General features: G+C 47.2%; 23 protein-coding genes and 1 pseudogene. 18 read left to right on the top strand and 6 right to left on the bottom strand.

Features of this window, described 5'->3' with window-relative positions; translation table 11 throughout:
• Positions 1–9: 9 nt before the first annotated feature.
• Positions 10–210 (bottom strand): annotated as a pseudogene (locus AC0YNZ_RS05960) (transposase); the annotation flags it as partial.
• Positions 211–407: 197 nt separating this feature from the next.
• Here AC0YNZ_RS05960 and AC0YNZ_RS05955 point away from each other — a divergent pair.
• The 8 genes from AC0YNZ_RS05955 to AC0YNZ_RS05920 all read left to right on the top strand — a co-directional run bounded on the left by AC0YNZ_RS05955 (position 408) and on the right by AC0YNZ_RS05920 (position 8,221).
• Complete coding sequence (locus tag AC0YNZ_RS05955) at positions 408–965, top strand: ribonuclease FAU-1 family protein (protein WP_110770330.1); 558 nt, start codon at positions 408–410, stop codon at positions 963–965.
• Between the two features lie 38 nt (positions 966–1,003).
• Positions 1,004–1,639, top strand: a complete 636-nt coding sequence (locus AC0YNZ_RS05950) for a YdcF family protein (protein WP_475825755.1) — start codon at positions 1,004–1,006, stop codon at positions 1,637–1,639.
• A gap of 89 nt (positions 1,640–1,728) precedes the next feature.
• The gene (locus AC0YNZ_RS05945) at positions 1,729–2,715 is read left to right on the top strand and encodes an AAA family ATPase (RefSeq protein ID WP_475825754.1); all 987 of its coding nucleotides are present in this window, start codon (positions 1,729–1,731) and stop codon (positions 2,713–2,715) included.
• 29 nt (positions 2,716–2,744) lie between these two features.
• A complete protein-coding gene (hflX, locus tag AC0YNZ_RS05940; protein ID WP_475825753.1) occupies positions 2,745–4,034 on the top strand; it encodes a GTPase HflX in 1,290 nt (429 codons plus the stop codon).
• Positions 4,035–4,191: 157 nt separating this feature from the next.
• Entirely contained in the window at positions 4,192–5,484 is a 1,293-nt protein-coding gene (locus AC0YNZ_RS05935; protein ID WP_475825752.1) for a methionine gamma-lyase family protein, read from the top strand.
• A gap of 62 nt (positions 5,485–5,546) precedes the next feature.
• The gene (locus AC0YNZ_RS05930; RefSeq protein WP_053376247.1) at positions 5,547–5,957 is read left to right on the top strand and encodes a MerR family transcriptional regulator; all 411 of its coding nucleotides are present in this window, start codon (positions 5,547–5,549) and stop codon (positions 5,955–5,957) included.
• Positions 5,958–6,002: 45 nt separating this feature from the next.
• On the top strand, positions 6,003–7,331 hold the full coding sequence (glnA, locus tag AC0YNZ_RS05925) for a type I glutamate--ammonia ligase (protein WP_475825751.1): 1,329 nt from the start codon (positions 6,003–6,005) through the stop codon (positions 7,329–7,331).
• A 191-nt stretch (positions 7,332–7,522) separates the two neighbouring features.
• Complete coding sequence (locus AC0YNZ_RS05920; protein WP_475825750.1) at positions 7,523–8,221, top strand: NAD-dependent epimerase/dehydratase family protein; 699 nt, start codon at positions 7,523–7,525, stop codon at positions 8,219–8,221.
• A 156-nt stretch (positions 8,222–8,377) separates the two neighbouring features.
• On the opposite strand, the gene yjcZ is transcribed toward AC0YNZ_RS05920, so the two are convergent.
• A complete protein-coding gene (gene yjcZ / locus AC0YNZ_RS05915; protein ID WP_475825749.1) occupies positions 8,378–8,482 on the bottom strand; it encodes a sporulation protein YjcZ in 105 nt (34 codons plus the stop codon).
• 214 nt (positions 8,483–8,696) lie between these two features.
• A complete protein-coding gene (lexA, locus tag AC0YNZ_RS05910; RefSeq protein WP_053376242.1) occupies positions 8,697–9,317 on the bottom strand; it encodes a transcriptional repressor LexA in 621 nt (206 codons plus the stop codon).
• A gap of 158 nt (positions 9,318–9,475) precedes the next feature.
• Between lexA and yneA the strand changes: the two genes are divergently transcribed.
• From yneA to AC0YNZ_RS05885, 5 genes are all read left to right on the top strand, one after another.
• Complete coding sequence (yneA, locus tag AC0YNZ_RS05905; RefSeq protein WP_475825748.1) at positions 9,476–9,850, top strand: cell division suppressor protein YneA; 375 nt, start codon at positions 9,476–9,478, stop codon at positions 9,848–9,850.
• Positions 9,851–10,077: 227 nt separating this feature from the next.
• Complete coding sequence (locus AC0YNZ_RS05900; RefSeq protein ID WP_475825747.1) at positions 10,078–10,269, top strand: DUF896 domain-containing protein; 192 nt, start codon at positions 10,078–10,080, stop codon at positions 10,267–10,269.
• Positions 10,270–10,314: 45 nt separating this feature from the next.
• Positions 10,315–11,304 carry an aldo/keto reductase gene (locus AC0YNZ_RS05895; RefSeq protein WP_475825746.1) on the top strand — a complete coding sequence of 330 codons (990 nt, stop codon included), beginning with the start codon at positions 10,315–10,317 and terminating at the stop codon, positions 11,302–11,304.
• 25 nt (positions 11,305–11,329) lie between these two features.
• Positions 11,330–11,836: a hypothetical protein gene (locus tag AC0YNZ_RS05890; protein WP_475825745.1), complete on the top strand. Its 507-nt coding sequence runs from the start codon at positions 11,330–11,332 to the stop codon at positions 11,834–11,836.
• Positions 11,837–11,860: 24 nt separating this feature from the next.
• Positions 11,861–12,649: an HAD family hydrolase gene (locus AC0YNZ_RS05885; RefSeq protein ID WP_475825744.1), complete on the top strand. Its 789-nt coding sequence runs from the start codon at positions 11,861–11,863 to the stop codon at positions 12,647–12,649.
• 73 nt (positions 12,650–12,722) lie between these two features.
• Here AC0YNZ_RS05885 and AC0YNZ_RS05880 read toward each other — a convergent pair whose 3' ends face one another.
• Positions 12,723–13,271, bottom strand: coding sequence for a 1,2-dihydroxy-3-keto-5-methylthiopentene dioxygenase (locus AC0YNZ_RS05880; RefSeq protein ID WP_475825743.1), 549 nt, complete (start codon positions 13,269–13,271; stop codon positions 12,723–12,725).
• A 166-nt stretch (positions 13,272–13,437) separates the two neighbouring features.
• Here AC0YNZ_RS05880 and metH point away from each other — a divergent pair, with 166 nt between their 5' ends.
• The gene (gene metH / locus AC0YNZ_RS05875; RefSeq protein WP_475826152.1) at positions 13,438–16,854 is read left to right on the top strand and encodes a methionine synthase; all 3,417 of its coding nucleotides are present in this window, start codon (positions 13,438–13,440) and stop codon (positions 16,852–16,854) included.
• 111 nt (positions 16,855–16,965) lie between these two features.
• Positions 16,966–17,907: a ribonuclease Z gene (gene rnz, locus AC0YNZ_RS05870; RefSeq protein WP_475825742.1), complete on the top strand. Its 942-nt coding sequence runs from the start codon at positions 16,966–16,968 to the stop codon at positions 17,905–17,907.
• A gap of 34 nt (positions 17,908–17,941) precedes the next feature.
• On the opposite strand, the gene AC0YNZ_RS05865 is transcribed toward rnz, so the two are convergent.
• On the bottom strand, positions 17,942–18,553 hold the full coding sequence (locus AC0YNZ_RS05865) for an SdpI family protein (protein ID WP_475825741.1): 612 nt from the start codon (positions 18,551–18,553) through the stop codon (positions 17,942–17,944).
• On the bottom strand, positions 18,550–18,837 hold the full coding sequence (locus AC0YNZ_RS05860; RefSeq protein ID WP_475825740.1) for an autorepressor SdpR family transcription factor: 288 nt from the start codon (positions 18,835–18,837) through the stop codon (positions 18,550–18,552). The genes AC0YNZ_RS05865 and AC0YNZ_RS05860 overlap by 4 nt, the downstream gene beginning before the upstream one ends.
• A gap of 202 nt (positions 18,838–19,039) precedes the next feature.
• Here AC0YNZ_RS05860 and AC0YNZ_RS05855 point away from each other — a divergent pair, with 202 nt between their 5' ends.
• The 3 genes from AC0YNZ_RS05855 to AC0YNZ_RS05845 all read left to right on the top strand — a co-directional run bounded on the left by AC0YNZ_RS05855 (position 19,040) and on the right by AC0YNZ_RS05845 (position 23,573).
• Positions 19,040–21,325 (top strand): DEAD/DEAH box helicase, encoded by a 2,286-nt coding sequence (locus tag AC0YNZ_RS05855; protein WP_475825739.1) that lies wholly within the window; start codon positions 19,040–19,042, stop codon positions 21,323–21,325.
• Positions 21,322–22,623, top strand: coding sequence for a ribonuclease H-like domain-containing protein (locus AC0YNZ_RS05850; protein WP_475825738.1), 1,302 nt, complete (start codon positions 21,322–21,324; stop codon positions 22,621–22,623). The genes AC0YNZ_RS05855 and AC0YNZ_RS05850 overlap by 4 nt, the downstream gene beginning before the upstream one ends.
• Positions 22,624–22,760: 137 nt before the next feature.
• Complete coding sequence (locus AC0YNZ_RS05845; protein ID WP_475825737.1) at positions 22,761–23,573, top strand: TIGR01457 family HAD-type hydrolase; 813 nt, start codon at positions 22,761–22,763, stop codon at positions 23,571–23,573.
• Positions 23,574–23,598: the final 25 nt, after the last annotated feature.

The following is a 23,598-nucleotide window of genomic DNA, read 5'->3' as shown; positions in this document are numbered from 1 at the left end:
CCTTCCGCTCTAGGTGGAAGGCATCTTTTTCATGTTCTGAACGACTGCGGTCATGAGGGCTGGCTCGGTCACATTCCGCAGACCCTGTAAATGGCAATAGTGAAACCGATGGAGCCGTTTAACGTCCGCGAAGCTTCGCTCAATCTTTTCGTTTCGTTTTCGGTAAAGCTTTTTGCCGGATCTGCTCAGCATGACAGCCTCATTGAGGCGGTATTTTTTATTTTATGGCGGAGTGCTTGGTTTATTTTGTCTGTCTGCTGGAGATGGACGTTAAGATATGGTAATCTTTTTTTATAGGTTAATTTCAACTGTCGTCAGTCGCGATGTGTTCGATGCTTTTACTAAGCCAAGTAGTGGTATGCAGGCATTTCGAGCTTTTCCCAAATGAACGGAAAGGTACGTTCCGTATGAAGAGAAAATTTTCAGACCGGGCCAACTGGCGGCGTATCTTGCGCAAAAGCTATTCATGCCTAGCGCTTGACGGCGATGAGTTCAAAGGTCTCGTTACGTTTTATCGGATTCATGAATTGCGTGAGCCGTTATGGAAGGAATATAACGGACGGAGGCTTTGTTTGGCCGATCGCGGCTACTTATGGATGCAGCATTTCCCAAGAGGCGAGCATTTTGTCGTAACGACCATGTTTGATGATAAGGGACGCGTCGTGCAGTGGTATATCGATGTGTGCAAAACGCAAGGCTTAACGGATCAACAGGTGCCTTGGTTCGATGATCTTTATTTGGATGTTGTAGTGCTGCCGAGCGGTGAAGTGTTCCTCATGGATGAGGATGAGCTGGAGGATGCGTTAAGACAGGGTGACGTCAATGGAAAAGATGTAGCACTCGCGCGTAAAACGGCCGGCAAATTACTATCGAGTATCCGCAATGGCCGGTTTCGTTATTTTACGCTCAGTCTTAAACACCGGAAGAGCTTGCTCGAGAGAACCGGGGAATTAAGCGAATCATGAATACGGCTACTGGTCGGAGGAGCAGATCGCGTAAACGAATGAAAAAAAATCGTCCGTGGCTGCTCCTGTTTCGTGTTGTTGCCTGGATCATATGTGCAGGTGTGTTTTGGTGCGGTTATTTATTGTGGTTAATTAATGGATTTGAGGCGGATAAGCCTGTAGCCAAGGCTGATGCCGGTATCGTGCTGGGGGCTGCCTTATGGGATGACGTGCCAAGCCCGGCTCTGAAGGAACGGTTGGATTTCGCATTTTTATTGTATAAGTCTAGAACGGTGGACATGCTTATTTTGTCTGGCGGCCATGACGGTAACGGTTCGGTCAAGACGGAGGCCGAGGGTATGCGCGACTATTTAATTGCAAAAGGTATTTCAGCTGACAAGCTGTTGCTAGAGGAAAATTCGACCAGTACATATGAAAATCTTTCGTTCAGCAAGCAGATCGCAGAGCAGCATAAGCTGGCGAAACTAATTGTCATCACGCATGATTATCATGCGGCAAGATCAAAGGAAATCGCCAAAAAGCTTGATTTTGAGCAGTTTCAAGTGGCAGCTACAAAGTCAAAGGTGCTTAACCCTGTCTATAATGAGTCGCGCGAAGTACTTGCTTTCACCAAATGGAAGGTCGACTCGCTGCTCCTCGCTTTCGGTATCCGCTCTTCTGATTCGGCGCTGTAAATCTGCTAATATGCTGCTGCAAGCTAGAATAAACTTGTAGTGCGGTCAGCCGCTACAGCTTTCGATGCAAAGGATAGGTGATGCGACAGATGAGTGGACACGTCATATCGGGACCCGGAAATGGCTCCGCAAGGCCTTCCCGTCAAATTAATGTGGTCCTTAGAAGCCAAGAAACCTTTCAGACAGGAGCATCTGCTCATGCCTTAGAGACGGAACCGCTCCCGGCGGTAAAGCCGCTGCCAAGCGTGGATCATTATGCCGATATCCAGAAAGAGCTCGAACCGATGATCGGTATGGAAAATGTAAAATCACTTGTTTACGAAATATATGCCTTGCTCTATATTAGCCGGATGCGTTCTGAAGCAGGTTTATTTGGCGGCTCTCATGTGTATCATATGATTTTTAAGGGTAATCCGGGGACAGGGAAAACGACGATCGCCCGAATCGTGGCAAAGCTGTTTCAGAAGATGGGTGTCCTGACGAAAGGACATTTAATCGAGGTGGAGCGGGCTGATCTGGTCGGCGAATATATCGGACATACGGCACAGAAGACGCGTGATCTCGTGCGCAAAGCAATCGGCGGCGTACTGTTCGTGGATGAAGCGTATAGCCTTGCCCGCGGGGGCGAGAAGGATTTTGGCAAGGAAGCTATCGATACGCTTGTAAAGGCTATGGAGGATCATAAAAATCAATTTGTTCTTATACTCGCTGGTTATCCTGCCGAAATCGAAGATTTCCTGCTTACGAACCCCGGCTTGCCATCGCGGTTTCCGATCCAAATTGAATTCCCGGACTATTCGGTTGATCAATTGATTCAAATTAGCGAGCTCATGGCAAAAGACCGTGATTATATTTTGCTGCCTCAGACCATATTTAAATTAAGGCAGCATTTGATGCAGGAGAAGCTGGGTACGATGTTTTCGTTCAGCAATGCCAGATATGTCAGAAATTCGATTGAGAAGGCGATCAGGTTTCAGGCCGTTCGCCTGCTTACGCAATATGCCAGCTCTGTTCCCGCGAAGCAGGAGCTTATGACAATTAGACCTGAGGATTTGAAGTGGGACACGAAGTCATAATGACGGCGTAGTTTAAGAAGGAGTATGAGATGAGCGAGAAAACATTCGATACCAACCCCAATATGACTGAGAAAGCGATTTTGATAAGCTTAGTCACTTCTAACGATAAGCGGAAGGGCGGAGACCCCGAGCTGTCGCTTCAAGAGCTCGTTCAGCTCACGGAAACAGCGGGTGTTGAAGTGCTTACGACGATTACGCAAAATAAGGAAACAGCCGATTCCAAATGGTTTATCGGTAAAGGCAAGGTGGAGGAGGTTAAGGCGTTAGCTGATGAGCTTGGCGCTACGACTGCGATATTCGATCAAGAGCTATCGGGGGCTCAGGTTCGTAACCTGGAGGAGTCACTCGATCTGAAAATAGTTGACCGGACCCAGCTGATCCTGGATATTTTCGCCGGGCGGGCCAAAACGCGCGAAGGGATTATACAGGTTGAGCTGGCCCAGCTCAGCTACCTGCTCCCGCGTCTTTCTGGCCAAAGCAAAAATCTGTCGCGGCTTGGCGGAGGAATCGGTACGCGTGGACCGGGGGAAACGAAGCTCGAAACCGATCGCCGTCATATTCGTGATCGCATTTTTGACCTCAAGACGCTGCTTGAGGAGGTCGTTCGCCACCGTAAGCTTCACCGCGAGCGCCGCAAAAAATCGGGTGTGATCCAAGTAGCATTGGTCGGATATACGAATGCCGGCAAATCGACCTTGCTGCGTGAGCTAACGCAGGCCGACGTTTATGTTGAGAATCAATTATTCGCAACGCTTGATCCGACCTCAAGAACTCTCGAGCTGCCGAACGGCAGAGAAGTCGTAATTACAGATACGGTAGGTTTTATTCAAAATTTGCCTCATGATCTTGTAGCAGCTTTCCGCGCGACGCTGGAGGAGGTTTGCGAGGCCGATCTTGTACTCCATGTCATTGACAGCAGCTCTCCGATGCGGGATGAACAGATTGCTGTCGTGAATAAAATTTTGGGCGATCTCGGTGCAGCCGATAAGCCTTACGTGATGGTCTATAACAAGAAGGATATGTGCATAAATAACGGTACTTTGGCAGATTTGCCGATTACAAGCGGAGATAACCTTGTAATCAGTGCCTATGAAGCTGATGACCTTGAGCTCCTGAAGCAGACGATTCAAGATAAGCTGAGCGGAGATACGTTAACCTTTCTTGTTCCTGCTGAGCGAGGGGACCTCATCGCACTGGCGTATCGCAGCGGAGAAGTTATTAATCAAGAGGTTGAAGAGGAATTGCTGCGCTTAACGGTGCAGGTCAGTAAACAAGAATATGAACAGCATGGGCACCGGTTAAAGCAATATATTAAGTAACCGAATGTTAGAACATTGGAGAATCTTGTTTTGCGAAGCGAATACTGCTTCGCAAATCTAAGCGCATGCTTTTGAAGTAAGTTTTGCTTTGCAAAACTAAGCGTATGCTTATGAAGTGAATTTTGCTTCGCAAAACTTTGAGGGAGAAGATATCGGAATGAAATTGCAACATGAGAATCAGAAGCTATGGGAGCATTTAGAACAACTTGCCGCACAGGCCGAAGAACTTGCAGCGGAATCCTTTCGCAGCGTTGATAGGATAGCGGAACGGAATCAGTGGAAGGTTATTGCAGCATTTCAGCGTCACAATGTGAGCGATTTTCATTTTACAGGTTCAACAGGCTATGGTTATAATGATCGCGGACGTGAAATTCTGGATCTTGTTTATGCGGACGTCTTTGGAGCAGAAGCTGCGCTCGTTAGGCCCCACTTTGTATCCGGTACGCATACGATCAGCTGCGCATTGTTTGGTGTGCTCCGGCCTGGTGACGAGCTGCTTTATGTAACGGGCAGACCTTATGATACACTCCACAAGGTCATTGGGAAACCTGGTGATCGTACCGGCTCCTTGCAGGACTGGGGAGTCATCTATTCAGAGGTTCCTCTGCAAGAGGATGGCGGCCTGGATTGGCAGCTTATAGAGCAAGCGATTACGGTTAAGACGAAGGTTATCGGCATTCAGCGCTCACGCGGCTACGATTGGAGAGCTTCTTTCACCGTGGCTGAGATTGAAAATATCGTCAAGCGCGTCAAAGCAATAAAGCCGGACGTGCTTGTATTCGTTGACAACTGCTACGGGGAATTTACAGAGCTGCTGGAGCCTACTCAGGTTGGCGTAGATTTAATGGCCGGCTCGTTAATTAAAAACCCGGGCGGAGGCTTAGCCGAAACGGGAGGTTATATCGCCGGTACGGCTTCGGCGGTAGAAGCAGCGGCATACCGATTGACCGCTCCAGGAATAGGTGGCGAGGTTGGTGCGATGTTAGGCACTCTTCGCCTTATGTTCCAAGGATTATTTTTGGCACCGCATTTAGTGGGACAAGCCATAAAAGGAAGCGTGCTGGCTGCAGCACTATTTGAGGAGCTTGGATTCGTGACGAAGCCGCGATGGAACGAGCCGCGAACCGATCTTATTCAAGCTGTTCGTTTTGGACAAGCTGAGCATCTGATCGCTTTCGTTCAAGGCATTCAGCAGGCTGCAGCGGTAGATTCGCATGTAGTGCCCGAACCGTGGGACATGCCTGGCTATGAGAATGCTGTCATCATGGCGGCAGGAACGTTCATTCAAGGCGGTAGTCTCGAGCTGTCAGCTGACGCACCTATACGTGAACCTTACATTGCATATATGCAAGGCGGCCTAACGTACGCTCATGCAAAATATGGGATTTTGACTGCGTTATATCGACTTGTGGAAAGTGGTTTAATTGTGATTAAACCTTACATAACTTGACACATTTATATTGTAACGTTTAGAATGAACTTATAAATGAGCGACTGGAAGGTTGATGCGACATGGCTGATGATATTCGCAGAAATATGGCCTTATTTCCTATCGGCATCGTTATGAAGCTGACGGATTTAACCGCCCGCCAAATCCGGTATTACGAACAGCATGAATTGATCGTGCCTGCAAGAACCGCAGGAAACCAACGGTTATTTTCGTTTAATGACGTAGAACGGCTTTTGGAAATTAAATCATTGATTGAGAAGGGTGTTAACATCGCTGGCATTAAGCAAGTGATGAATCCGGTTTCAAAGGAATCGGACGATGCGACCATTGTAAGCGAGCAATCGGAAGTGAAACGTCGTGAGCTTTCCGATCAGCAGCTGCACCGTTTGCTAAAACAGCAATTGTTGGAGAAGAGACCGGGTCAAGCGTCGCTTATTCAAGGTCAATTGACTCGTTTCTTAAATAAGCGCTAGTTTGACTATAATAACAATCGATTAGCAAACTAAGGAGATGATTCAGTGAGTTACACTAAAGAGGATATTAGACGTATTGCACAAGAACAAAATGTACGATTTATTCGTTTGCAGTTTACTGATTTGCTTGGAACAATTAAAAACGTTGAAATTCCTGTCAGCCAGCTTGAGAAAGCGCTTGATAATAAGATGATGTTCGATGGATCATCCATTGAAGGTTATGTGCGTATTGAAGAATCTGATATGTACTTGTACCCTGACTTAGATACTTGGGTTGTTTTCCCATGGGTAACACAAGATCGCGTTGCCCGTTTGATTTGTGATATTTATATGCCGGATGGAACTCCTTTCGCTGGAGATCCGCGCGGTATTTTGAAGCGTGCATTGAAGGAAGCGAAAGAACTTGGTTATACGGCAATGAATGTCGGTCCGGAGCCTGAATTTTTCCTGTTCAAAACCGATGAGCGCGGAGAGCCGACTACAGAACTGAATGACCAAGGTGGTTACTTCGACTTAGCTCCGATGGATATGGGTGAAAACTGCCGTCGTGAAATTGTTTTAACGCTTGAAGAAATGGGCTTCGAAATTGAAGCTTCTCACCATGAGGTAGCTCCTGGTCAGCATGAAATCGATTTTAAATATGCAGACGCGATCAAGGCAGCGGATCAGATTCAAACGTTCAAGCTTGTTGTCAAAACAATTGCACGCGAGCATGGCTTGCATGCATCGTTTATGCCAAAACCATTGTTCGGCGTGAACGGCTCGGGGATGCACTGTCATCAATCGTTGTTCAACGGCGATACGAACGTATTTTACGACGAGAAGGACAAACTTGGACTTAGTGCGGTTGCTCGTCATTATATGGCTGGTATTTTGCTGCATGCGCGTGCGATGGCTGCCATTACGAATCCGACAATCAATTCCTACAAACGGCTTGTACCCGGCTATGAAGCGCCTTGTTACGTAGCTTGGTCTGCAAGCAACCGTTCGCCAATGATTCGTATTCCGGCTTCGCGCGGTCTAAGCACTCGCGTAGAGGTGCGTAATCCGGATCCGGCTGCAAACCCATACTTGGCTTTGGCTGTTATGCTTAAAGCTGGTCTTGACGGTATTCAGAACAAACTGCCATTGCCGGCGCCGACTGACCGGAACATTTACATCATGACTGAAGAAGAACGTCAGGATGAAGGTATTCCAAGCTTGCCGCTCGATTTGAAGGAAGCGCTTGACGAAATGCTAAGAAGTGACATCGTTTGTGATGCGCTTGGCGACCATGCGCTGGCACATTTCTATGAGCTGAAAGAAATCGAATGGGATATGTACCGCACCCAGGTTCACCAATGGGAAAGAGATCAATATTTGACTCTTTACTAATAGGTAACTGTAAAAGAATGATTTGAAACGCATCCCCTAAAGTAGAAATCGCAAGTACCCGTTGGTGCATTGCCTTACTCTTTTGGGGGATGCGTTTTTTCATTTTAAAGGTAATTCTTGTTTTATTATTTTAAAATACCCATTATTCGTGTAATTTGGTATTCAAAATTCATGTTAGCAGGGTGAAACGGATGAGTGAGCAAAAGGATGCGAATCACGAGTTGGGCAAAAAAATTAAAGTTATCATTACTGGAGCTACCGGAATGGTTGGGGAAGGTGTATTGCACGAATGTCTTCAACACCCGGATGTGGAGCGGGTGCTCGTCATCAACCGAAAACCTTGTGGTGTAGCCCATACTAAATTAAAAGAAATCGTGCACAATAATTTTTTTGATCTGTCTGGAATAGCGCCGCAATTGAATGGTTACAATGCCTGTTTCTTTTGTCTGGGCGTGTCATCCGTTGGTATGAAAGAAGAAGAATACAAGCGACTGACTTACGATCTTACGCTGCACATAGCAAGCTTATTATCGGGCTTAAATCCAGAAATGATTTTTTGTTATGTGTCCGGAAGCGGAACAGATAGTTCGGAACATGGAAAAAGCATGTGGGCTAGAGTGAAAGGGAAAACAGAAAACCGTCTGCTCCAGCTCCCTTTTAAAGGAGCTTATATGTTCCGTCCAGGTTATATTCATCCAACAAAGGGATTAAAAAATACGCATAGCTATTACTCGATTTTAAGCTGGATGTATCCGATGCTTCGTGCAGTTTTACCTAAGTATGTCATTTCATTGAAGGAGCTCGGCCTCGCCATGATACATATTGCTCAATCAGGCCGCGAGCGTGCTGTTCTTGAGTGTAAGGAAATAGCTAGAATAGCGAAAAATTGAGTACGGATAATTGGAGTATATTGATTAATCTGAGTTGAGAGATCATCTTCAAGTAAAGGTTGAATGAAGTCTGAACAAACACAAAAAGACCCGAAGTACGGGTCTTTTGTGTGAAGTTGCAAAATTAAGTTAAGAAGTTGCGATTTCATACATTAATTAGTAGCCGAAACCCATGCAGCTGCAAGCGATAATAACTAACAAAATGAAGAGAACCAAAATTGTTCCTGTGTTTGTAAAAGCTCCACCAACGTAACCGGACATTTTTCAATGCACCTCCTTACGTTTTGAGTACACAGTATGTTATGCGAGTTAAACGTTTAGTGATTGGGTGTTTGTCACAGCTGAATAGGATGTGAGGAAACTGGGCGTTCAGGTTGTACACCCGTTATATTAAATATTAAAGAAGAGGCTGAATCAATGATGCAAATGCATCGATTCAGCCTCTTCTTTATGTACGCAATTAATTGTTGGTTGTTTAATGAATATCGCGGAAAAGCCCGATGACTTTTCCTAGAATCGTTACATTTTGGAGTAAAATCGGCTGCATAGTGGAATTTTCCGGCTGCAAGCGGATGTGGTTTTTCTCCTTATAGAACGTCTTTACCGTTGCTTCATCATCCTCGGTCATCGCTACAACGATTTCACCGTTATTTGCGGTTTGCTGCTGCCTGACGATAACATAATCACCGTCGTGAATACCTGCTTCTATCATACTCTCGCCCATAACATTCAGAATAAAAACACTGCTGTCACCAACGAAATGAGAAGGAAGCGGGAAGTACTCCTCGATGTTCTCCGTTGCTGTAATAGGCACGCCCGCGGTAACTTTACCGACGATCGGCACTTTTGCGACGGAAAGGGGAATAATGCCGTCTACGCCTTCTTGATCTAGAATTTCAATAGCACGAGGTTTAGTCGGATCCCGGCGGATTAGACCTTTCTTCTCCAAGCGGTCCAAATGACCGTGAACGGTTGAACTGGATAACAATCCAACAGCTTCGCCGATTTCTCGAACGGAGGGTGGATATCCTTTCTCCCGGACTTCATTCTTAATAAATTCAAGAATCGAATGTTGTCGGTTCGAAATCTTCGACACTGCGATCACTCCATTAGTAGGTTTGTAAAAAATTATAACATAGAACCGGAGTTCGTACAAACATAAGTTCTTAAGTACAGAAGTTCGCATTTTTTCGTTGACACCAAACGTTTGTTCGTGTAATCTAAAAACAGAACAAACGTTTGGGGTGTTGAGAAATGATAACCAGTCCAAGTTTTTATAGAACGATTCATAAGCAAGAAGCAGGTAAAGCAGCTATGCTCAGCCATCTAATGAGTCGATTATTGAAGCGGCATGCAGCTAAGATCGTAGTTTGCTCTGCGGTGTTCGCCCTTTTATTTACTAGCTTTCTACTTATGGGAACAGACGCTTCCGGTAATCATCCTGAAGAAGCGACAGGGGAAGAACAAATCATAACGGTGCATTCAGGAGATACGCTATGGGAGATAGCAAAGCAATACACTGATGGCAGCCATGATATTAGATACATCGTCTACATGATTAAAGATCGTAATGATCTACAATCTCCAGAAATTAAGCCGGGGCAGAGGCTTATTATTCCTAGTATGTAACTAAGGCGTCAATTCCAATGCAATACAAATGATTTTTCCCAAATAAAGCTTTCTAAGCTAAGTAGATTAACCAAATCTACCGGTTTAGAAAGTTTTTTTGTAATAAAGCAAACGATTCGTGCTCGTTACTCTATTCGTTACGGAGCTTCTGCTCCTTGACAATTGAACGGTTGAAATGTCAAACTATAGAGTAGAGTTTTTTTCATCATGAGAGGAGTTTAGTTAGGATGGAATTTTCAAAAATTATTGAGCGTATAAACGAGCTCGCTCGTAAAAATAAATCGGAAGGCCTGACAGGGCCGGAAATTGCCGAAAGAGATGAGCTGCGCCAGCTATATTTAAACAACTTTAAAAACAATTTCCGTCAACAGCTGGAAAAGATTGAAATTGTTGATGATAATGATAATATCAAGCATTAACGAAAGTTAGCGCTACTCATTTAATATCCACGAAAGGGTGATTAGATGAAATATAATCTGTTAGGGAAAAGTGGACTAGCCGTATCCGAGCTTTGTTTGGGAACGATGACATTCGGCAATACGACAAGTGAAGCGGACTCAATCGATATGATCGATCGATTCGTTGACCGTGGCGGTAATTTTCTTGATACAGCCGACGTATATGTGAATGGTCGTTCTGAGGCAATCGTTGGTAAAGCGATCAAAAACAAACGTTCCGACATTGTCCTTGCTACAAAGGTGCGAATGAGCACATCCAGCAATATCAATGGAGCAGGCTTGTCCCGCAAGCATATTTTGGACGGCGTTGAAGCAAGTCTAAAACGGCTTCAGACGGATTATATCGACTTGTATCAAGTACATGTATGGGATCACGCAACGCCGATCGAAGAGACGCTTCGCACGCTCGATGATCTCGTCACTTCAGGCAAAGTGCGTTACATAGGATGTTCAAATTTTTTTGCATGGCAGCTTATGAAGGCTTTGGCTTATAGCGATGCTAACAGATATGTGCGTTTTGTATCGATACAGCCTCAATACAGCCTAGTGAGCAGACAAATGGATCGCGAGATGCTGTCGCTCTGTAAAGAGGAGAAGGTAGGGATTATTCCATGGGCTCCCATCGGCGGCGGTTTTCTGACCGGCCGCTACAGCAGGGAAATGCCGACAGAGGGCCGTTTAACCTCGAAGGTAGGGGAGAGCGCATGGATTTACCGCTCATCAGACAAAAACTTCGTAATCCTCGATACTCTGCTTGAAGCGGCCAAAGAGCTTGGCAAAACGCCTGCTCAGGTTGCGCTTAGATGGCTTATTCAGCGGGAAGGTATTACATCACCAATATTTGGTGCCAGCAAATTAGAGCAGTTTGAGGATAATATCGGAGCAATAGGTTGGGAAATGCCAAGCGAGATATGGAACCGTTTGGAACAAATAAGCGCACTACCGGATGACTATCCGAATCGCTTCATCGATAAGTTCCGCAGACCGTTTGAATAGTGTTTCAATTAGGAGGAGAATCAGCTTGTCACGTTCCTGGGAGCGCAAGGTGCGCAAAAACATGAGTGTCGTAAATAAGCAACGCAAAAAGCAAGGCAATGGTCAAATCGTATTCAATGCCGATAAATCGGAGAAGATCGTTGGGCGTAATTTCATTGCTCCCATATTATTGATTTTATTTATTGCCATGTACGTCATTCTGATGCAAAGCTCTACCGCGTTTAAAATGGATATGATGTTTTGGATCACGGTAGGATGCTATATTTTGCTGGCGGTACTATTCTTTTTCCGCAGACCGTACATTACGATTGGCAAAGATTTCGTACAGTCTCGCCGTATGACCGGAGATAAACGTATTCCTGCATCCGCGATCAAAGGCATTAGTGTTCAAAAGGGTTATGTAATCGTGGAGCAGCACAAAGGCGGAAACTGGGTTTTCTCTAAGTTGACTAACCGGTTTCCGACAGAAGAGCTTGGCGAGAAGCTGAAGGTTTTCGCTCAAGCTAACAATATTGCTTTTCAGCAAAAATAAACAGGCAGGAGAGTTCGAACAACGATGACTAAACAAGCAGTTTTATTTGATCTGGATGACACATTGCTGTGGGATGACCGCAGCGTAAAGGAAGCTTTTGAAGCTACGTGCCAAACGGCAGCGGCAGCGACTGGAGTTGATCCTCATGCACTGGAGGAATCGGTTCGCACCGCAGCGCGGGCACTTTATGAATCGTATGAAACGTACGCGTTTACGAAGATGATCGGCATCAATCCGTTTGAAGGACTTTGGGCGCCATTCCGCGAGGGCGAACAAGAGGAATTCCGTAAGCTTGAGAGCCTTGCTCCCGGTTACCGTAAAGCAGCATGGACCCAAGGCTTAAGTGCACTCGGCATTGATAATGAGGAGCTTGGCGCCAAGCTGGCTGAGCAATTCCCGGCTGAACGCCGTTCGCGTCCGATCGTATACGAAGAAACGTTCCGCGTTCTAAATGCGCTAAAGGGTAAATACAAGCTGCTTCTGCTGACGAACGGATCGCCTGATTTGCAGCGTGAGAAGCTTGCTGGAGTGCCGGAACTGATTCCTTATTTCGACCATATTATAATTTCGGGCGAGTTTGGGGAAGGGAAGCCGGCAGCATCGATATTTAAGCATGCGCTTGAGCGTCTCGGCGTCGAAACTGATCATGGCATCATGGTTGGCGATAAGCTGACGACGGATATTTTGGGAGCAAATACGATCGGGATGACTTCGGTTTGGATTAACCGCCACGGTGCCGTCCGCAATGACGAGATCGTGCCAACCCATGAAATTAAACATTTAGAAGAGCTTCTGCAGCTGCTGGAGGCTTAAATAATAGCAATAAAAAGCCCCTTGCATAAGCTTCAACAGCTAGCGAGGGGCTTGCATTATTTTAAAATCCGTATTATGCCTGGTTGGAAGCGAATTTCTCGTCTGCATAAGGATGAGCGATCCAGCCTTCTGTTTCGATGAAGAGACGAACGGCTACGATTTGGCGATTTTCCATAAGCGTGAAGAAATGCGGTTTGTATTCCGGTACTGAGATAACGTCGCCAGCTTCCAGCTCAACATCGAAATAACCAACGTCATCCGTTCCTTTAATAATGAAGATACCACGTCCGGCAGTAATTGCGCGAACTTCATCTTCGGTGTGCGTGTGCACGTTTTCGAATTTTTTCAGCAGCTCGTCCAGGTTAGGCGTAGCATCGGATAATGCGATGATATCCCAAGTTTTATAACCGCGACGCTCAGCCAAGTCACGAATTTCATCATCATATGTCGCCAAAATTTGCTGCTTCTCTTCGTCAGAGAGAACAAATTTTTGTTGTAATTCTTCTGTTAGCTTGCTAGGTTCCCAATGCTCGTAGAGCACCTCTTGTTGTTCTAGAAATGCACGGACAGCCTCTTCACCTTGAATCCGTTCCTCAGTATTGCGAATTCTTATCTCAGCCATGAACATTCCCTCTTTTCCTATAGAAATTAAATGATATAATTATTATAAAACAAATCAAATGGAATGTCGATGGATTTACCTTTTCACATAACGGGTATTCTGTTAAACTATTGGTTAATGATTTTGGGAAGGGTGTAGTAAATTGTCGAAACCGACCATACAACAAATGCTTCAGGAACGCATACTCATTTTGGACGGCGCGATGGGTACGATGATTCAGCAAGCCGATCTGAATGAAGCTGATTTTGGAGGAGCAGAGCTGGACGGCTGTAATGAGATGCTCGTTCTGACTCGTCCTGATGTTATACAATCGATTCACGAGCAATACCTTGAGGCTGGCGCGGACATTTTGGAAACGAATACGTTCGGGGCAACTAGTGTCGTATTGGCCGATTATGATATTCCGGAAAAAGCGAGAGAGATTAATTTGGCCGCAGCTAAGCTGGCTCGCGATGCATGCGACAAGTACAGCACGCCCGACAAACCGCGTTACGTAGCCGGAGCGCTTGGTCCCACGACCAAAACCTTATCGGTAACGGGAGGCGTGACCTTCGACGAGCTTGTAGAAAGCTATTACGAGCAAGCGTTAGCTTTGATCGAAGCAGACGTGGATGCGCTGTTGCTGGAAACTTCACAGGATACGCTCAATGTAAAAGCAGGCAGTATCGGCATTCGCAATGCGTTTGACAAGCTTGGCAAAGAGCTTCCAATTATGATTTCCGGTACGATAGAGCCGATGGGCACAACGCTCGCGGGACAAACGATCGAATCGTTCTATATTTCTTTAGAGCATTTGAAGCCGATCTCGATCGGCCTGAACTGCGCAACCGGTCCGGAATTTATGCGTGATCACCTGCGGACGCTCAGCGAAATTGCGGATTCTGCAATAAGCTGCTATCCGAACGCAGGCTTGCCGGATGAGAACGGTCATTATCATGAATCACCGGAGTCGCTTGCCAAGAAAATGTCGGCATTCGCTGAGATGGGCTGGTTAAATATTGCCGGCGGCTGCTGCGGAACGACTCCTGAGCATATCCGGGTTATGGCTGAGACGATGGCTGCCTATGCTCCGCGTACGAAGATGGGCGAGCACCCGAACGCAGTATCCGGTATAGAAACCGTATATATCGAGCCGGAAAATCGCCCGATCATGATCGGCGAACGTACGAATATTTCCGGATCCCGTAAATTCAAACGGCTGTTGAAGGAAGAGAAGTTCGATGAAGCCTCTGAAATCGCAAGAGCGCAGGTTAAGGGCGGCGCACATGTTATCGATATTAACCTGCAGGATACCGATATCGATGAGGCGTATGCCGTTCAGCAATTTTTGCCGCAGGTTGTAAAAAAAATTAAGGCGCCTTTGATGCTTGATTCCACTTATGATCACATTATTGAGCTGGGGCTAAAATATTCGCAAGGGAAGGCGATCATTAACTCCATTAACTTGGAGGACGGCGAATCGAAGTTTGAGAAAATTTTGCCGTTAATTCACCGCTATGGCGCTGCTGTCGTAATGATTCTAATCGATGAACGCGGCCAAGCCGTTAACCGCCAAGCGAAGATGGAGGTTGCCGAGCGTTCTTATAACCTCCTGACACAGAAATATAAAATGAATCCTGAGGATATCATTTTTGATCCGAATATGTTCCCTGTCGGATCGGGCGATCCGCAATACATCGGTTCGGCCGTTGAGACGCTTGAAGGCATTCGTATGATTAAAGAGAAGTTCCCGCTTGCCAAGACGATCCTCGGACTCAGCAACATTTCCTTCGGATTGCCGGATGCGGGACGTGAAGTGCTTAACTCCGTCTACTTGTACCATGCAACAAAAGCGGGTCTGGATTACGCGATCGTGAACACAGAGAAGCTGGAGCGTTATGCTTCGATCCCAGAAGAAGAGCGGCGCTTGGCTGAAGAACTGATCTACAACACGACTGACGAGACGCTGGCTGCGTTCGTTGCTGCTTTCCGCAACAAGAAGGTAGAGAAGAAAGAGAAAATTTCGAATCTGTCCCTGGAGGAGCGTTTGGCTTCATACGTTGTTGAGGGAACGAAGGAAGGCCTCATCCCTGATTTGGATGAAGCTCTCAAAAAATATTCGGCCATGGATGTTATAAACGGACCGCTTATGCGTGGGATGGAGGAAGTCGGCCGTTTATTCAACGGCAACGAACTGATCGTAGCGGAGGTGCTGCAGAGCGCCGAGGTTATGAAAGCATCTGTAACCTACTTAGAGTCTTTTATGGAAAAGGATGAATCCTCTGTCAAAGGTAAAATTATTTTGGCAACGGTTAAGGGCGACGTGCATGACATCGGTAAAAACCTTGTTGAAATTATTTTGTCTAACAACGGCTATAAAATAATAAATCTAGGCATTAAAGTACCGCCGGAGCAGTTAATTGAAGCTTACCGTAAGGAGAAGGTCGATGCGATCGGCTTATCCGGCCTGCTCGTTAAATCTGCGCAGCAAATGGTTATTACCGCGCAGGATTTGCGTACGGCCGGCATTGATGCACCAATCCTTGTTGGCGGCGCGGCCCTTACGCGGAAATTTACAAAAACAAGAATCGGCCCGGAATATGACGGACTCGTTCTATACGCGAAGGATGCGATGGACGGTCTGGACATCGCGAACAAGCTGATGGATCCCGAGCATCGCTCACGGATGGAAGACGAGATGGCCGCATTCAAGGCGTCTGGCGGATTGTATGAGGAAGAGAAGAAGCCATTGCCTGAATTGACGCGCGCCGTACGTTCCAAAATTTCGCCGGATGCGCCGGTGTTCACACCGCCGGATTTAGAGCGTCACGTGCTGCGTGATGTGCCGCTTCCTCATGTCATTCCTTATGTGAATATGCAAATGCTGCTCGGTCATCACCTTGGACTGAAAGGCAATGTCGATAGTCTGCTTAAGGAAGGCAACGAAAAAGCGCTTCATCTCAAAGCAACCGTAGATGAAATTTTGCGACAGGGAACTACTGAGGGAATTTTGAAAACGCACGGTATGTATCGCTTCTTCCCGGCACAATCCTCGGGTAACGATATTATTATCTATAATCCGGTAGATCCCGAGCAGGAGATCAAACGGTTCACATTCCCGCGCCAGCAGGTTGAGCCTTATTTATGCTTAGCGGATTTCTTGAAATCTGTGGAGAGCGGCGTGATGGATTACGTAGGCTTCCTAGTTGTAACGGCTGGCCACGGCATTCGCGAGCTTGCGAATGAGTGGAAAGATAACGGCGATTATTTGCGTTCGCATGCACTGCAGTCAGTGGCACTCGAAGTAGCGGAAGGGATGGCTGAGCGCGTCCATCATATGATGCGCGATCTATGCGGCTACCCGGATCCGGCTGAAATGACTATGAAGCAGCGTCATGGCGCTCGTTATCAAGGCATTCGCGTTTCATTCGGCTATCCGGCATGTCCTAACCTCGAAGATCAGGAGCCGTTGTTCGATTTAATGAGGCCACAGGATATTGGCGTCGAATTGACGGAAGGCTGCATGATGGAGCCGGAAGCATCCGTGTCTGCGATGGTATTCGCACATCCGGAAGCGCAATATTTTAATGTGGAGAAGCTATAGGTTATAATTTACAAAGAGCCCTTGAGCGTTCGGTAATACGAGCTTAAGAGGGCTCTTCGTTTCAATTCGGCAAGTGATGCGGCAGCCGCTAAGGGTGAGGTGGACGAGATTATGAACATGTGGTTTTTGGGAACGGGTGCAGGCAGACCCTCTAAGTATCGGAATGTAACTGCAATGGCACTGCAGCTTCCTGAGCCTTGCAGCAGCTGGTGGTTATTTGATGCTGGAGAAGCTGCGCAGCATCAGATTATGAGAACGCCGCTGAAGCTAAACAAGCTGGAGGCCGTATTTATAACACATTTGCATGGCGATCATATATACGGTCTGCCGGGCTTGTTAAGCAGCCGTTCATTCGATGGCGGGGTTACTCCCGTTCAGCTTTTTGGTCCGATTGGCATAAAGCGCTTCATTGATACGATATTTGCCATAAGCGCCACTACGCTGGACTATGAGCTAAACATCCATGAGATAACAGGCGATGAAGGGATTATTTATAAAGATGAGCGCTTTAAGGTGGAGGCCTTGCAGCTTGAGCATCGCGTAACCAGCTTCGGCTATCGCATTACAGAGCATGATCAGCCGGGCAAGCTGCTCGTGAATAAGCTGAAAGAGCTTGGCATAGAGGAAGGGCCGCTGTACGGAAAAATCAAGCAGGGACATCCGGTTACGTCTCCGAGCGGTATGATCGTCCGGACGGCGGATGTTACCGGACCCGCTCATATCGGCAGAATTGTTACGGTGCTTGGAGACACTAAGCCATGCGATAATGCGTTGACACTGGCAGCCGGCGCCGATTTGCTCGTGCATGAAGCGACCTTCGCCGCCGGCATGGAGGAGAAAGCGTATGAGTTCGGACACTCAACATCGGCAGATGCGGCAGAAACGGCTGCAAAGGCGAAGGCGAAGCGGCTTGTCATGACACATTTTAGCGGTCGATACAGCAATGAGGATTTAAGTCAGTTGGAAGCGGAGGCGGCCTTGCGTTTTCATGCCGTAACGGCGGCAACGGATTTCATGCATATCGAAATTGAACGTGCTCTGCAAGAGGAATAAAGCAAAAACGCGAGGGCAACCTCGCGTTTTTGCTTTATTTGTTGTCTTTACTAAAGTGAAACGACAAATAGACGGAAGCGAGGACGATGAGGACGATTATGCCAAAGAAGATAATCATTTGGAAAGGAGCAGGGACGAACGCGGCTGCGATCGTAAGTAAGCCGCCATATAGATAAAACTTGGCCGCTGCTTGATGCGTCTTTCTCCATACGGTCTCGCTTGCAAGCGTTTGATTTGTTTTTATGCCGAAATAGCTATTTGGCTGAAAACGCGGCATATAATTACCTGTAACTACAAAAATAATGCCGACCATAGGCAGGACGACTTTTGCGATATTGATTTCTAGCCCATAGCCGAAGGCAATCGTGACACTGTGCAGAACAAGGAGGCTGAGCAGGACGATATTTTGAACAATCAGCATGCTGGGCTTATGTTTGTGGTAGTTTTGCTTTCTGGGAAGAATGACGATCATTAGGACCATTAACGCCGGCAGAAGCAAAAGTGCAAATGCTTTATGCGCGAGTCCATTGACTTCGTTGCTTACATTCCAATGAATAGCCATTTGCTCTGGTAAATCAGGATAGGTTACGATGCTTGCGATGACGGCAACGGCAACAATTATCCAAGATAATACGCTCGATTTCATTCGGATTCATTCCTTTCGGTTCCGTTATGCTGAAAGGAGATGATCCATTTCATTAAATCTTGAAAGACGGTCGTATGAAGCGAATAATAAATATGCTGCCCTTGTCGTTCATCCCATACGAGCTCCGCTTGCTTCAAAAGGCTGAGATGATGGGAGATGCTCGGTTTGGTCATTTGAAAGTGGTCGGCGATTTCTCCGGCAGTGAGATCGCGTTCGCGCAATAAATCTAAAATTTTGCGCCTAGTCGGATCGGATAGCGCTTTGAAAGCAAGGTTGATTGACATCTAAGCCGTCCTTTCGAGATTAACTTTCAATTTTTTAGAAATTTAGGTAATTGTCTAAATGCATATTCTAAAGTTAATATAGCCCAGCCCTTATCCGGTGTCAATTCACGGGACGTCATCTATTTTGTTAAATTAAATTGCAGCCCGAACATGTATTCTGTAAAATATAAAGAAACATAGGTTTGATGGGAGAGGGACGGTCATGAACCGGTTTACAGGTAAAACCTCCGGCTTGGAGGAATGGTTAGAGCAGGTGCGGAAAAACACCGAGATTATGGACAATGTGACGCACTGGCGGACCATTTCTCCACGTGAGGCGCGTACCGCTCCGCTGCCGGATGGGCTGCATCATGCATGGAAGGAAGCGCTGCATTCCCGGGGAATCAGCAATTTATATACGCATCAAGCCGAAGCATACCGCGCCGCGCGCGCAGGACATCATGTAGTTGCCGTAACGCCAACCGCTTCAGGCAAGACGCTTTGCTACAACCTGCCCGTCATGCAGTCGCTGCTTGAAAACGAAGAGGGCAGAGCGCTCTATTTGTTTCCGACGAAAGCGCTGGCTCAGGATCAGGTAGCTGAGCTGCAAGCGTTAGCTGATCTAATGGACGCCGGAATTAAGACGCATACTTACGATGGCGACACGCCGCCAACTGTACGAACGGCCATTAGAAATGCCGGCCATATCGTAGTCACGAATCCAGATATGCTCCACTCCGCGATATTGCCGCATCACACGAAGTGGGTCAAGCTATTCGAAAATATTAAATTCATCGTCATCGATGAGGTTCATGCTTACCGGGGCGTGTTCGGAAGCCATGTAGCAAACGTCATTCGCAGGTTGAAACGAATATGCAAGTTTTATGGTTCGACGCCGCAATTCATATGCGCCTCCGCCACGATCGATAACCCGCAGGAGCATGCGGAGCGTCTAATCGGGGAGAAGGTTGCGCTCGTAGACAACAACGGCGCTCCGACGGGGGAGAAGCATTTCGTATTTTATAATCCGCCCGTTGTGAATAAACAGCTTGGGATTCGTCGAAGCAGCGTGCTTGAGACGCGCAAGCTTGCCGGTTTGCTGCTTAAACAGGGTGTGCAGACGATTGTATTCGCGCGCAGCCGAGTTCGGGTCGAGCTGCTGCTTACTTATTTGCAGGAACTGATTCGCGATAAGCTGAATGACAAATCGATTAGAGGCTACCGCGGCGGCTATTTGCCCAAATTACGCAGAGAAATCGAGCGTGGCTTGCGTTCCGGTGAAATTCGCGGCGTTGTCAGCACAAATGCGCTGGAGCTTGGCATTGATATCGGTCAGCTGCAGGCTTGCGTATTGAACGGTTATCCGGGCACGATCGCCAGTACCTGGCAGCAATCCGGACGCGCGGGCAGAAGGCAAGAAAGCTCGATCACGTTTATGGTCGCCAGCAGCAATCCACTCGATCAGTACATGATTCAGAACCCGGACTTCTTCTTTAACCGGCCGCCTGAGCGAGCGTTAATCCACCCCGATAATCTGCTCGTGCTCATGGATCATGTGAAGTGCGCGGCCTACGAGCTGCCGTTTGAAATAGGAGATACGTTCGGCTCGGAATCGCTTGAGGACATGATGGAGTTTTTGGTGGAGGAGAAGGTGCTTCATAAAGCAGGCAGCCGCTGGTTTTGGATGGAGCAGTCCTTTCCCGCGCATAACATTTCCCTGCGCTCGGCCGCGCAAGAAAACTTTGTCATCATTGACAACACGAACGGCAGCCGGGTTCTGGGCGAGGTTGACCGGTTCAGCGCTCCGACGCTCATTCATGAGGAAGCGATCTATATTCATGAAGGCGTCCAGTTTCAAGTTGAGAAGCTCGATTATCCGGAGAAAAAGGCTTATGTTCGCGAGGTGAATGTTGATTACTATACGGATGCTAATTTAGCGGTTGAGCTGAAGGTGCTCTATGTCGATAAGGAGCGGGAGTCAGGCGAGCTTATCAGACAGTATGGAGAGCTGACAGTAAATGCGAAGCCGACTATTTTCAAAAAAATAAAGCTACGCACGCATGAAAATATCGGATCGGGCCCTATTCACCTGCCGGAAGAAGAGCTGCATACAAGCGGCTACTGGTTCTCTTTCAGCGAAGAAGCAGCAGCCCGCAAAAGTAAAAGCGAGATGCAGTTTGCCCTGCTTGGCATCGCTAACGTACTCGTGCATATCGCTCCCCTTTATTTAATGTGCGATCCTTTCGACATTCGAGTGGTACCGCAGGTAAAGGCCGTACATACGCAGAAGCCGACGATCTACTTCTATGACCGTTATCCCGGCGGTATCGGACTCAGCGAGCGATTGTTTGAAGTCCATGATGAGCTTATTCGGCAAGCCAAATCATTGATACGGTCTTGTACCTGCTTAAGCGGCTGTCCGGCCTGTGTCGGTCCTATCGAAGAGGTTGGTCTTCTTGGAAAGCAGCAAGCGCTGGAGCTTCTGAATGAAGCGGAGGGTAACCGATGAGCGGTATGCGCGATAGAATGAATCGATTGCGTGGAGACAGCTCGGAGAAGGAGAGGCAGGCTGAGGCAACAGCCTCTGCGGATGAGAAGCGGCAGGATCAATTGCTTGAAGAGGATGAGGAATGGCTCTCGCCGGTGTGGGAGACGTTCGACGTAAAGCTGCATACGAATGCAACCGGAAGCTTCCTGCTTAGGAAGATTGAATATGCAAGTGATTTTCACCATGGTCTTCATGCTATAGAAGAGCTGTACGAGGCGGCGCCGGGGTTAGCAGCTTTTTATCCGGTTTCTGATACGGCTGCCGAGCAAATATTGTTTCTTGATCTGGAAACGACAGGTTTAGGAGTTGGGGCCGGGAACGTTCCTTTTATGATTGGCATAGGCTATATGTCGAAGGAGCATTTTGTCATTGAACAGACCTTGATTAGACATCCGGCAGAAGAGAGAGCAATGCTCATGTATTTAGCGGAGAAGCTGCAGCATTACACTTTTCTGGCGACGTACAACGGCAAAACCTTCGATTGGCCGCTTGTCCAAAATCGCTTCATTATGAACGGACTTGGCCGTAAAATGTGGGAGCCGAAGCATCTCGACTTCTTACATCCTGCGAGATCCGTGTGGAGAAATACGCTCGTCTCCTGCAAATTAAGCCATGTCGAGGAGGAAAGGCTCGGTATTCACCGCGAGGATGATGTACCGGGCTCGCTGGCGCCCCAGCTTTATTTTCAATATTTGGCGAATGGGGATCCTGCACCGCTTGAAGGTGTATTTCGTCACAATGAAACGGATATGCTTTCCCTCGCCTGCTTGGCCATTCGATTTGGACACTTACTGAATGGCGATTTAGATTCATATATTCCACTGCCTAATGAGCCGGAGGAAATGGTCCGTACCGGACTATGGCTGGAGCGTATGGGCAAAAACGAGCTGCCTTATCACCTATTCAATCTGGCAATGGAGGCGGATCACGCGAATCCATCAACGCTTCTCATGCTTGCGGCGCGCGACAAGAAGGCTGGAAATTGGATTCGTGCTGTGTTATTGTGGCAGAAGGCTATTATTCATACCTCGTCTAATTTTGGCTTGGCAGCACATGAAGCGAGCATCGAGCTTGCTATGTATTATGAGCATAAACTCAAGGATTACGAAACGGCTTTAGGGTACGCGAACTTAGCGTTTGAGCATGCATTGAATCAATCGATGCTCGTTCGCCGTGATACCAAAAAAAGAGCGGAGCTTGAGGCGCTGAGAAACCGAATTGCGCGGCTGCGGCGTAAGACGGAAAAACAAATACAATAATTAGGCATCTTAAAAATAGAGCAGAGGCGTAAAGCAGATAGTTGCAACTCTATACAATGGCTTAACTTTTAACGGAATACGTTAGCTGAGTCACCAGATTGCGGCATCTGCCGTTTACGCTTGGGAGGATTACAGCTATGACAGGAAAACGACCTGCTATGCGCGGCTTACTTATTGATCTTGATGGAACATTATATCATGGCACGCATCGCATCGACGGTGCGGACGTGCTGATTTCTTATTTGCGAGAAACTAAATTTCCTTTTCGCTTCGTAACGAATAATTCGTCATCGACGCCAGAAGAGGTTGCGGAAAGGCTGTTGAAAATGGGCATTCCCGCCGCAGCCGATGAGGTTTGCACTTCAGCACAAGCGGCAGCGGAACATATTGCGGGACAGAAGCCAGGGGCTGCCGTATTTGTAGTAGGGGAAAATGGTTTAAGGAAGGCTGTACAAGAGGCCGGGTTATTGCTGACAGAAGATCAACCGGACTTTGTCCTGCAGGGAATAGACCGGTCATTCACGTATGAACGCTTAACGAAGGCGATCCGGTATATTCATGGCGGAGCGCAATTCATATTGACAAATCCTGACCTGCTGCTTCCATCCGGAGATGGACTTATACCGGGGGCGGGCTCTATAGGAGCGATGCTTAAGGCTGCGGGAGGCAAGGAACCTGTTCTGATTGGTAAGCCCTCATCTATTTTAATGAACTATTCCCTTAGAGAGATCGGGTTAAAGGCTGACGAAACGTGGGTAGTCGGCGACAATATGGCTACGGACATCGCTTTTGGCGAGGCTGCCGGCTGTGGCACAATACTTGTACTAACAGGACTTACGACGGCTCAAAATATCGATTATTATATGGATCAGGCCGGCTGTAAGCCAAATATCGTTTGCGATAACTTAGAAGAGCTTCGTTCGTATATTTCTGACCATAGAGAGATATAAGATAAAATGAAACGGAGAACAAAGG

The sequence above is a fragment of the Paenibacillus sp. J2L1-98 genome, from assembly GCF_056269405.1.
The sequence above is the reverse complement of the archived record's forward strand: the minus strand, read 5'-3'. Positions and strand labels throughout refer to the sequence as shown.

What these genes read in the sequence shown, in the direction of transcription:
- AC0YNZ_RS05880 (WP_475825743.1), bottom strand. Translation starts at nt 13,271, where the DNA reads ATGGCTGAGATAAGAATTCGCAATACTGAGGAACGGATTCAAGGTGAA.
- yjcZ (WP_475825749.1), bottom strand. Translation starts at nt 8,482, where the DNA reads ATGTCCGGTTACGTTGGTGGAGCTTTTACAAACACAGGAACAATTTTG.
- metH (WP_475826152.1), top strand. Translation starts at nt 13,438, where the DNA reads ATGCTTCAGGAACGCATACTCATTTTGGACGGCGCGATGGGTACGATG.
- yneA (WP_475825748.1), top strand. Translation starts at nt 9,476, where the DNA reads ATGATAACCAGTCCAAGTTTTTATAGAACGATTCATAAGCAAGAAGCA.
- AC0YNZ_RS05845 (WP_475825737.1), top strand. Translation starts at nt 22,761, where the DNA reads ATGACAGGAAAACGACCTGCTATGCGCGGCTTACTTATTGATCTTGAT.
- AC0YNZ_RS05885 (WP_475825744.1), top strand. Translation starts at nt 11,861, where the DNA reads ATGACTAAACAAGCAGTTTTATTTGATCTGGATGACACATTGCTGTGG.
- AC0YNZ_RS05860 (WP_475825740.1), bottom strand. Translation starts at nt 18,837, where the DNA reads ATGTCAATCAACCTTGCTTTCAAAGCGCTATCCGATCCGACTAGGCGC.
- AC0YNZ_RS05935 (WP_475825752.1), top strand. Translation starts at nt 4,192, where the DNA reads ATGAAATTGCAACATGAGAATCAGAAGCTATGGGAGCATTTAGAACAA.
- rnz (WP_475825742.1), top strand. Translation starts at nt 16,966, where the DNA reads ATGAACATGTGGTTTTTGGGAACGGGTGCAGGCAGACCCTCTAAGTAT.
- AC0YNZ_RS05920 (WP_475825750.1), top strand. Translation starts at nt 7,523, where the DNA reads ATGAGTGAGCAAAAGGATGCGAATCACGAGTTGGGCAAAAAAATTAAA.
- hflX (WP_475825753.1), top strand. Translation starts at nt 2,745, where the DNA reads ATGAGCGAGAAAACATTCGATACCAACCCCAATATGACTGAGAAAGCG.
- AC0YNZ_RS05930 (WP_053376247.1), top strand. Translation starts at nt 5,547, where the DNA reads ATGGCTGATGATATTCGCAGAAATATGGCCTTATTTCCTATCGGCATC.
- AC0YNZ_RS05865 (WP_475825741.1), bottom strand. Translation starts at nt 18,553, where the DNA reads ATGAAATCGAGCGTATTATCTTGGATAATTGTTGCCGTTGCCGTCATC.
- AC0YNZ_RS05850 (WP_475825738.1), top strand. Translation starts at nt 21,322, where the DNA reads ATGAGCGGTATGCGCGATAGAATGAATCGATTGCGTGGAGACAGCTCG.
- AC0YNZ_RS05855 (WP_475825739.1), top strand. Translation starts at nt 19,040, where the DNA reads ATGAACCGGTTTACAGGTAAAACCTCCGGCTTGGAGGAATGGTTAGAG.
- AC0YNZ_RS05955 (WP_110770330.1), top strand. Translation starts at nt 408, where the DNA reads ATGAAGAGAAAATTTTCAGACCGGGCCAACTGGCGGCGTATCTTGCGC.
- AC0YNZ_RS05945 (WP_475825754.1), top strand. Translation starts at nt 1,729, where the DNA reads ATGAGTGGACACGTCATATCGGGACCCGGAAATGGCTCCGCAAGGCCT.
- AC0YNZ_RS05895 (WP_475825746.1), top strand. Translation starts at nt 10,315, where the DNA reads ATGAAATATAATCTGTTAGGGAAAAGTGGACTAGCCGTATCCGAGCTT.
- AC0YNZ_RS05950 (WP_475825755.1), top strand. Translation starts at nt 1,004, where the DNA reads ATGAAAAAAAATCGTCCGTGGCTGCTCCTGTTTCGTGTTGTTGCCTGG.
- AC0YNZ_RS05900 (WP_475825747.1), top strand. Translation starts at nt 10,078, where the DNA reads ATGGAATTTTCAAAAATTATTGAGCGTATAAACGAGCTCGCTCGTAAA.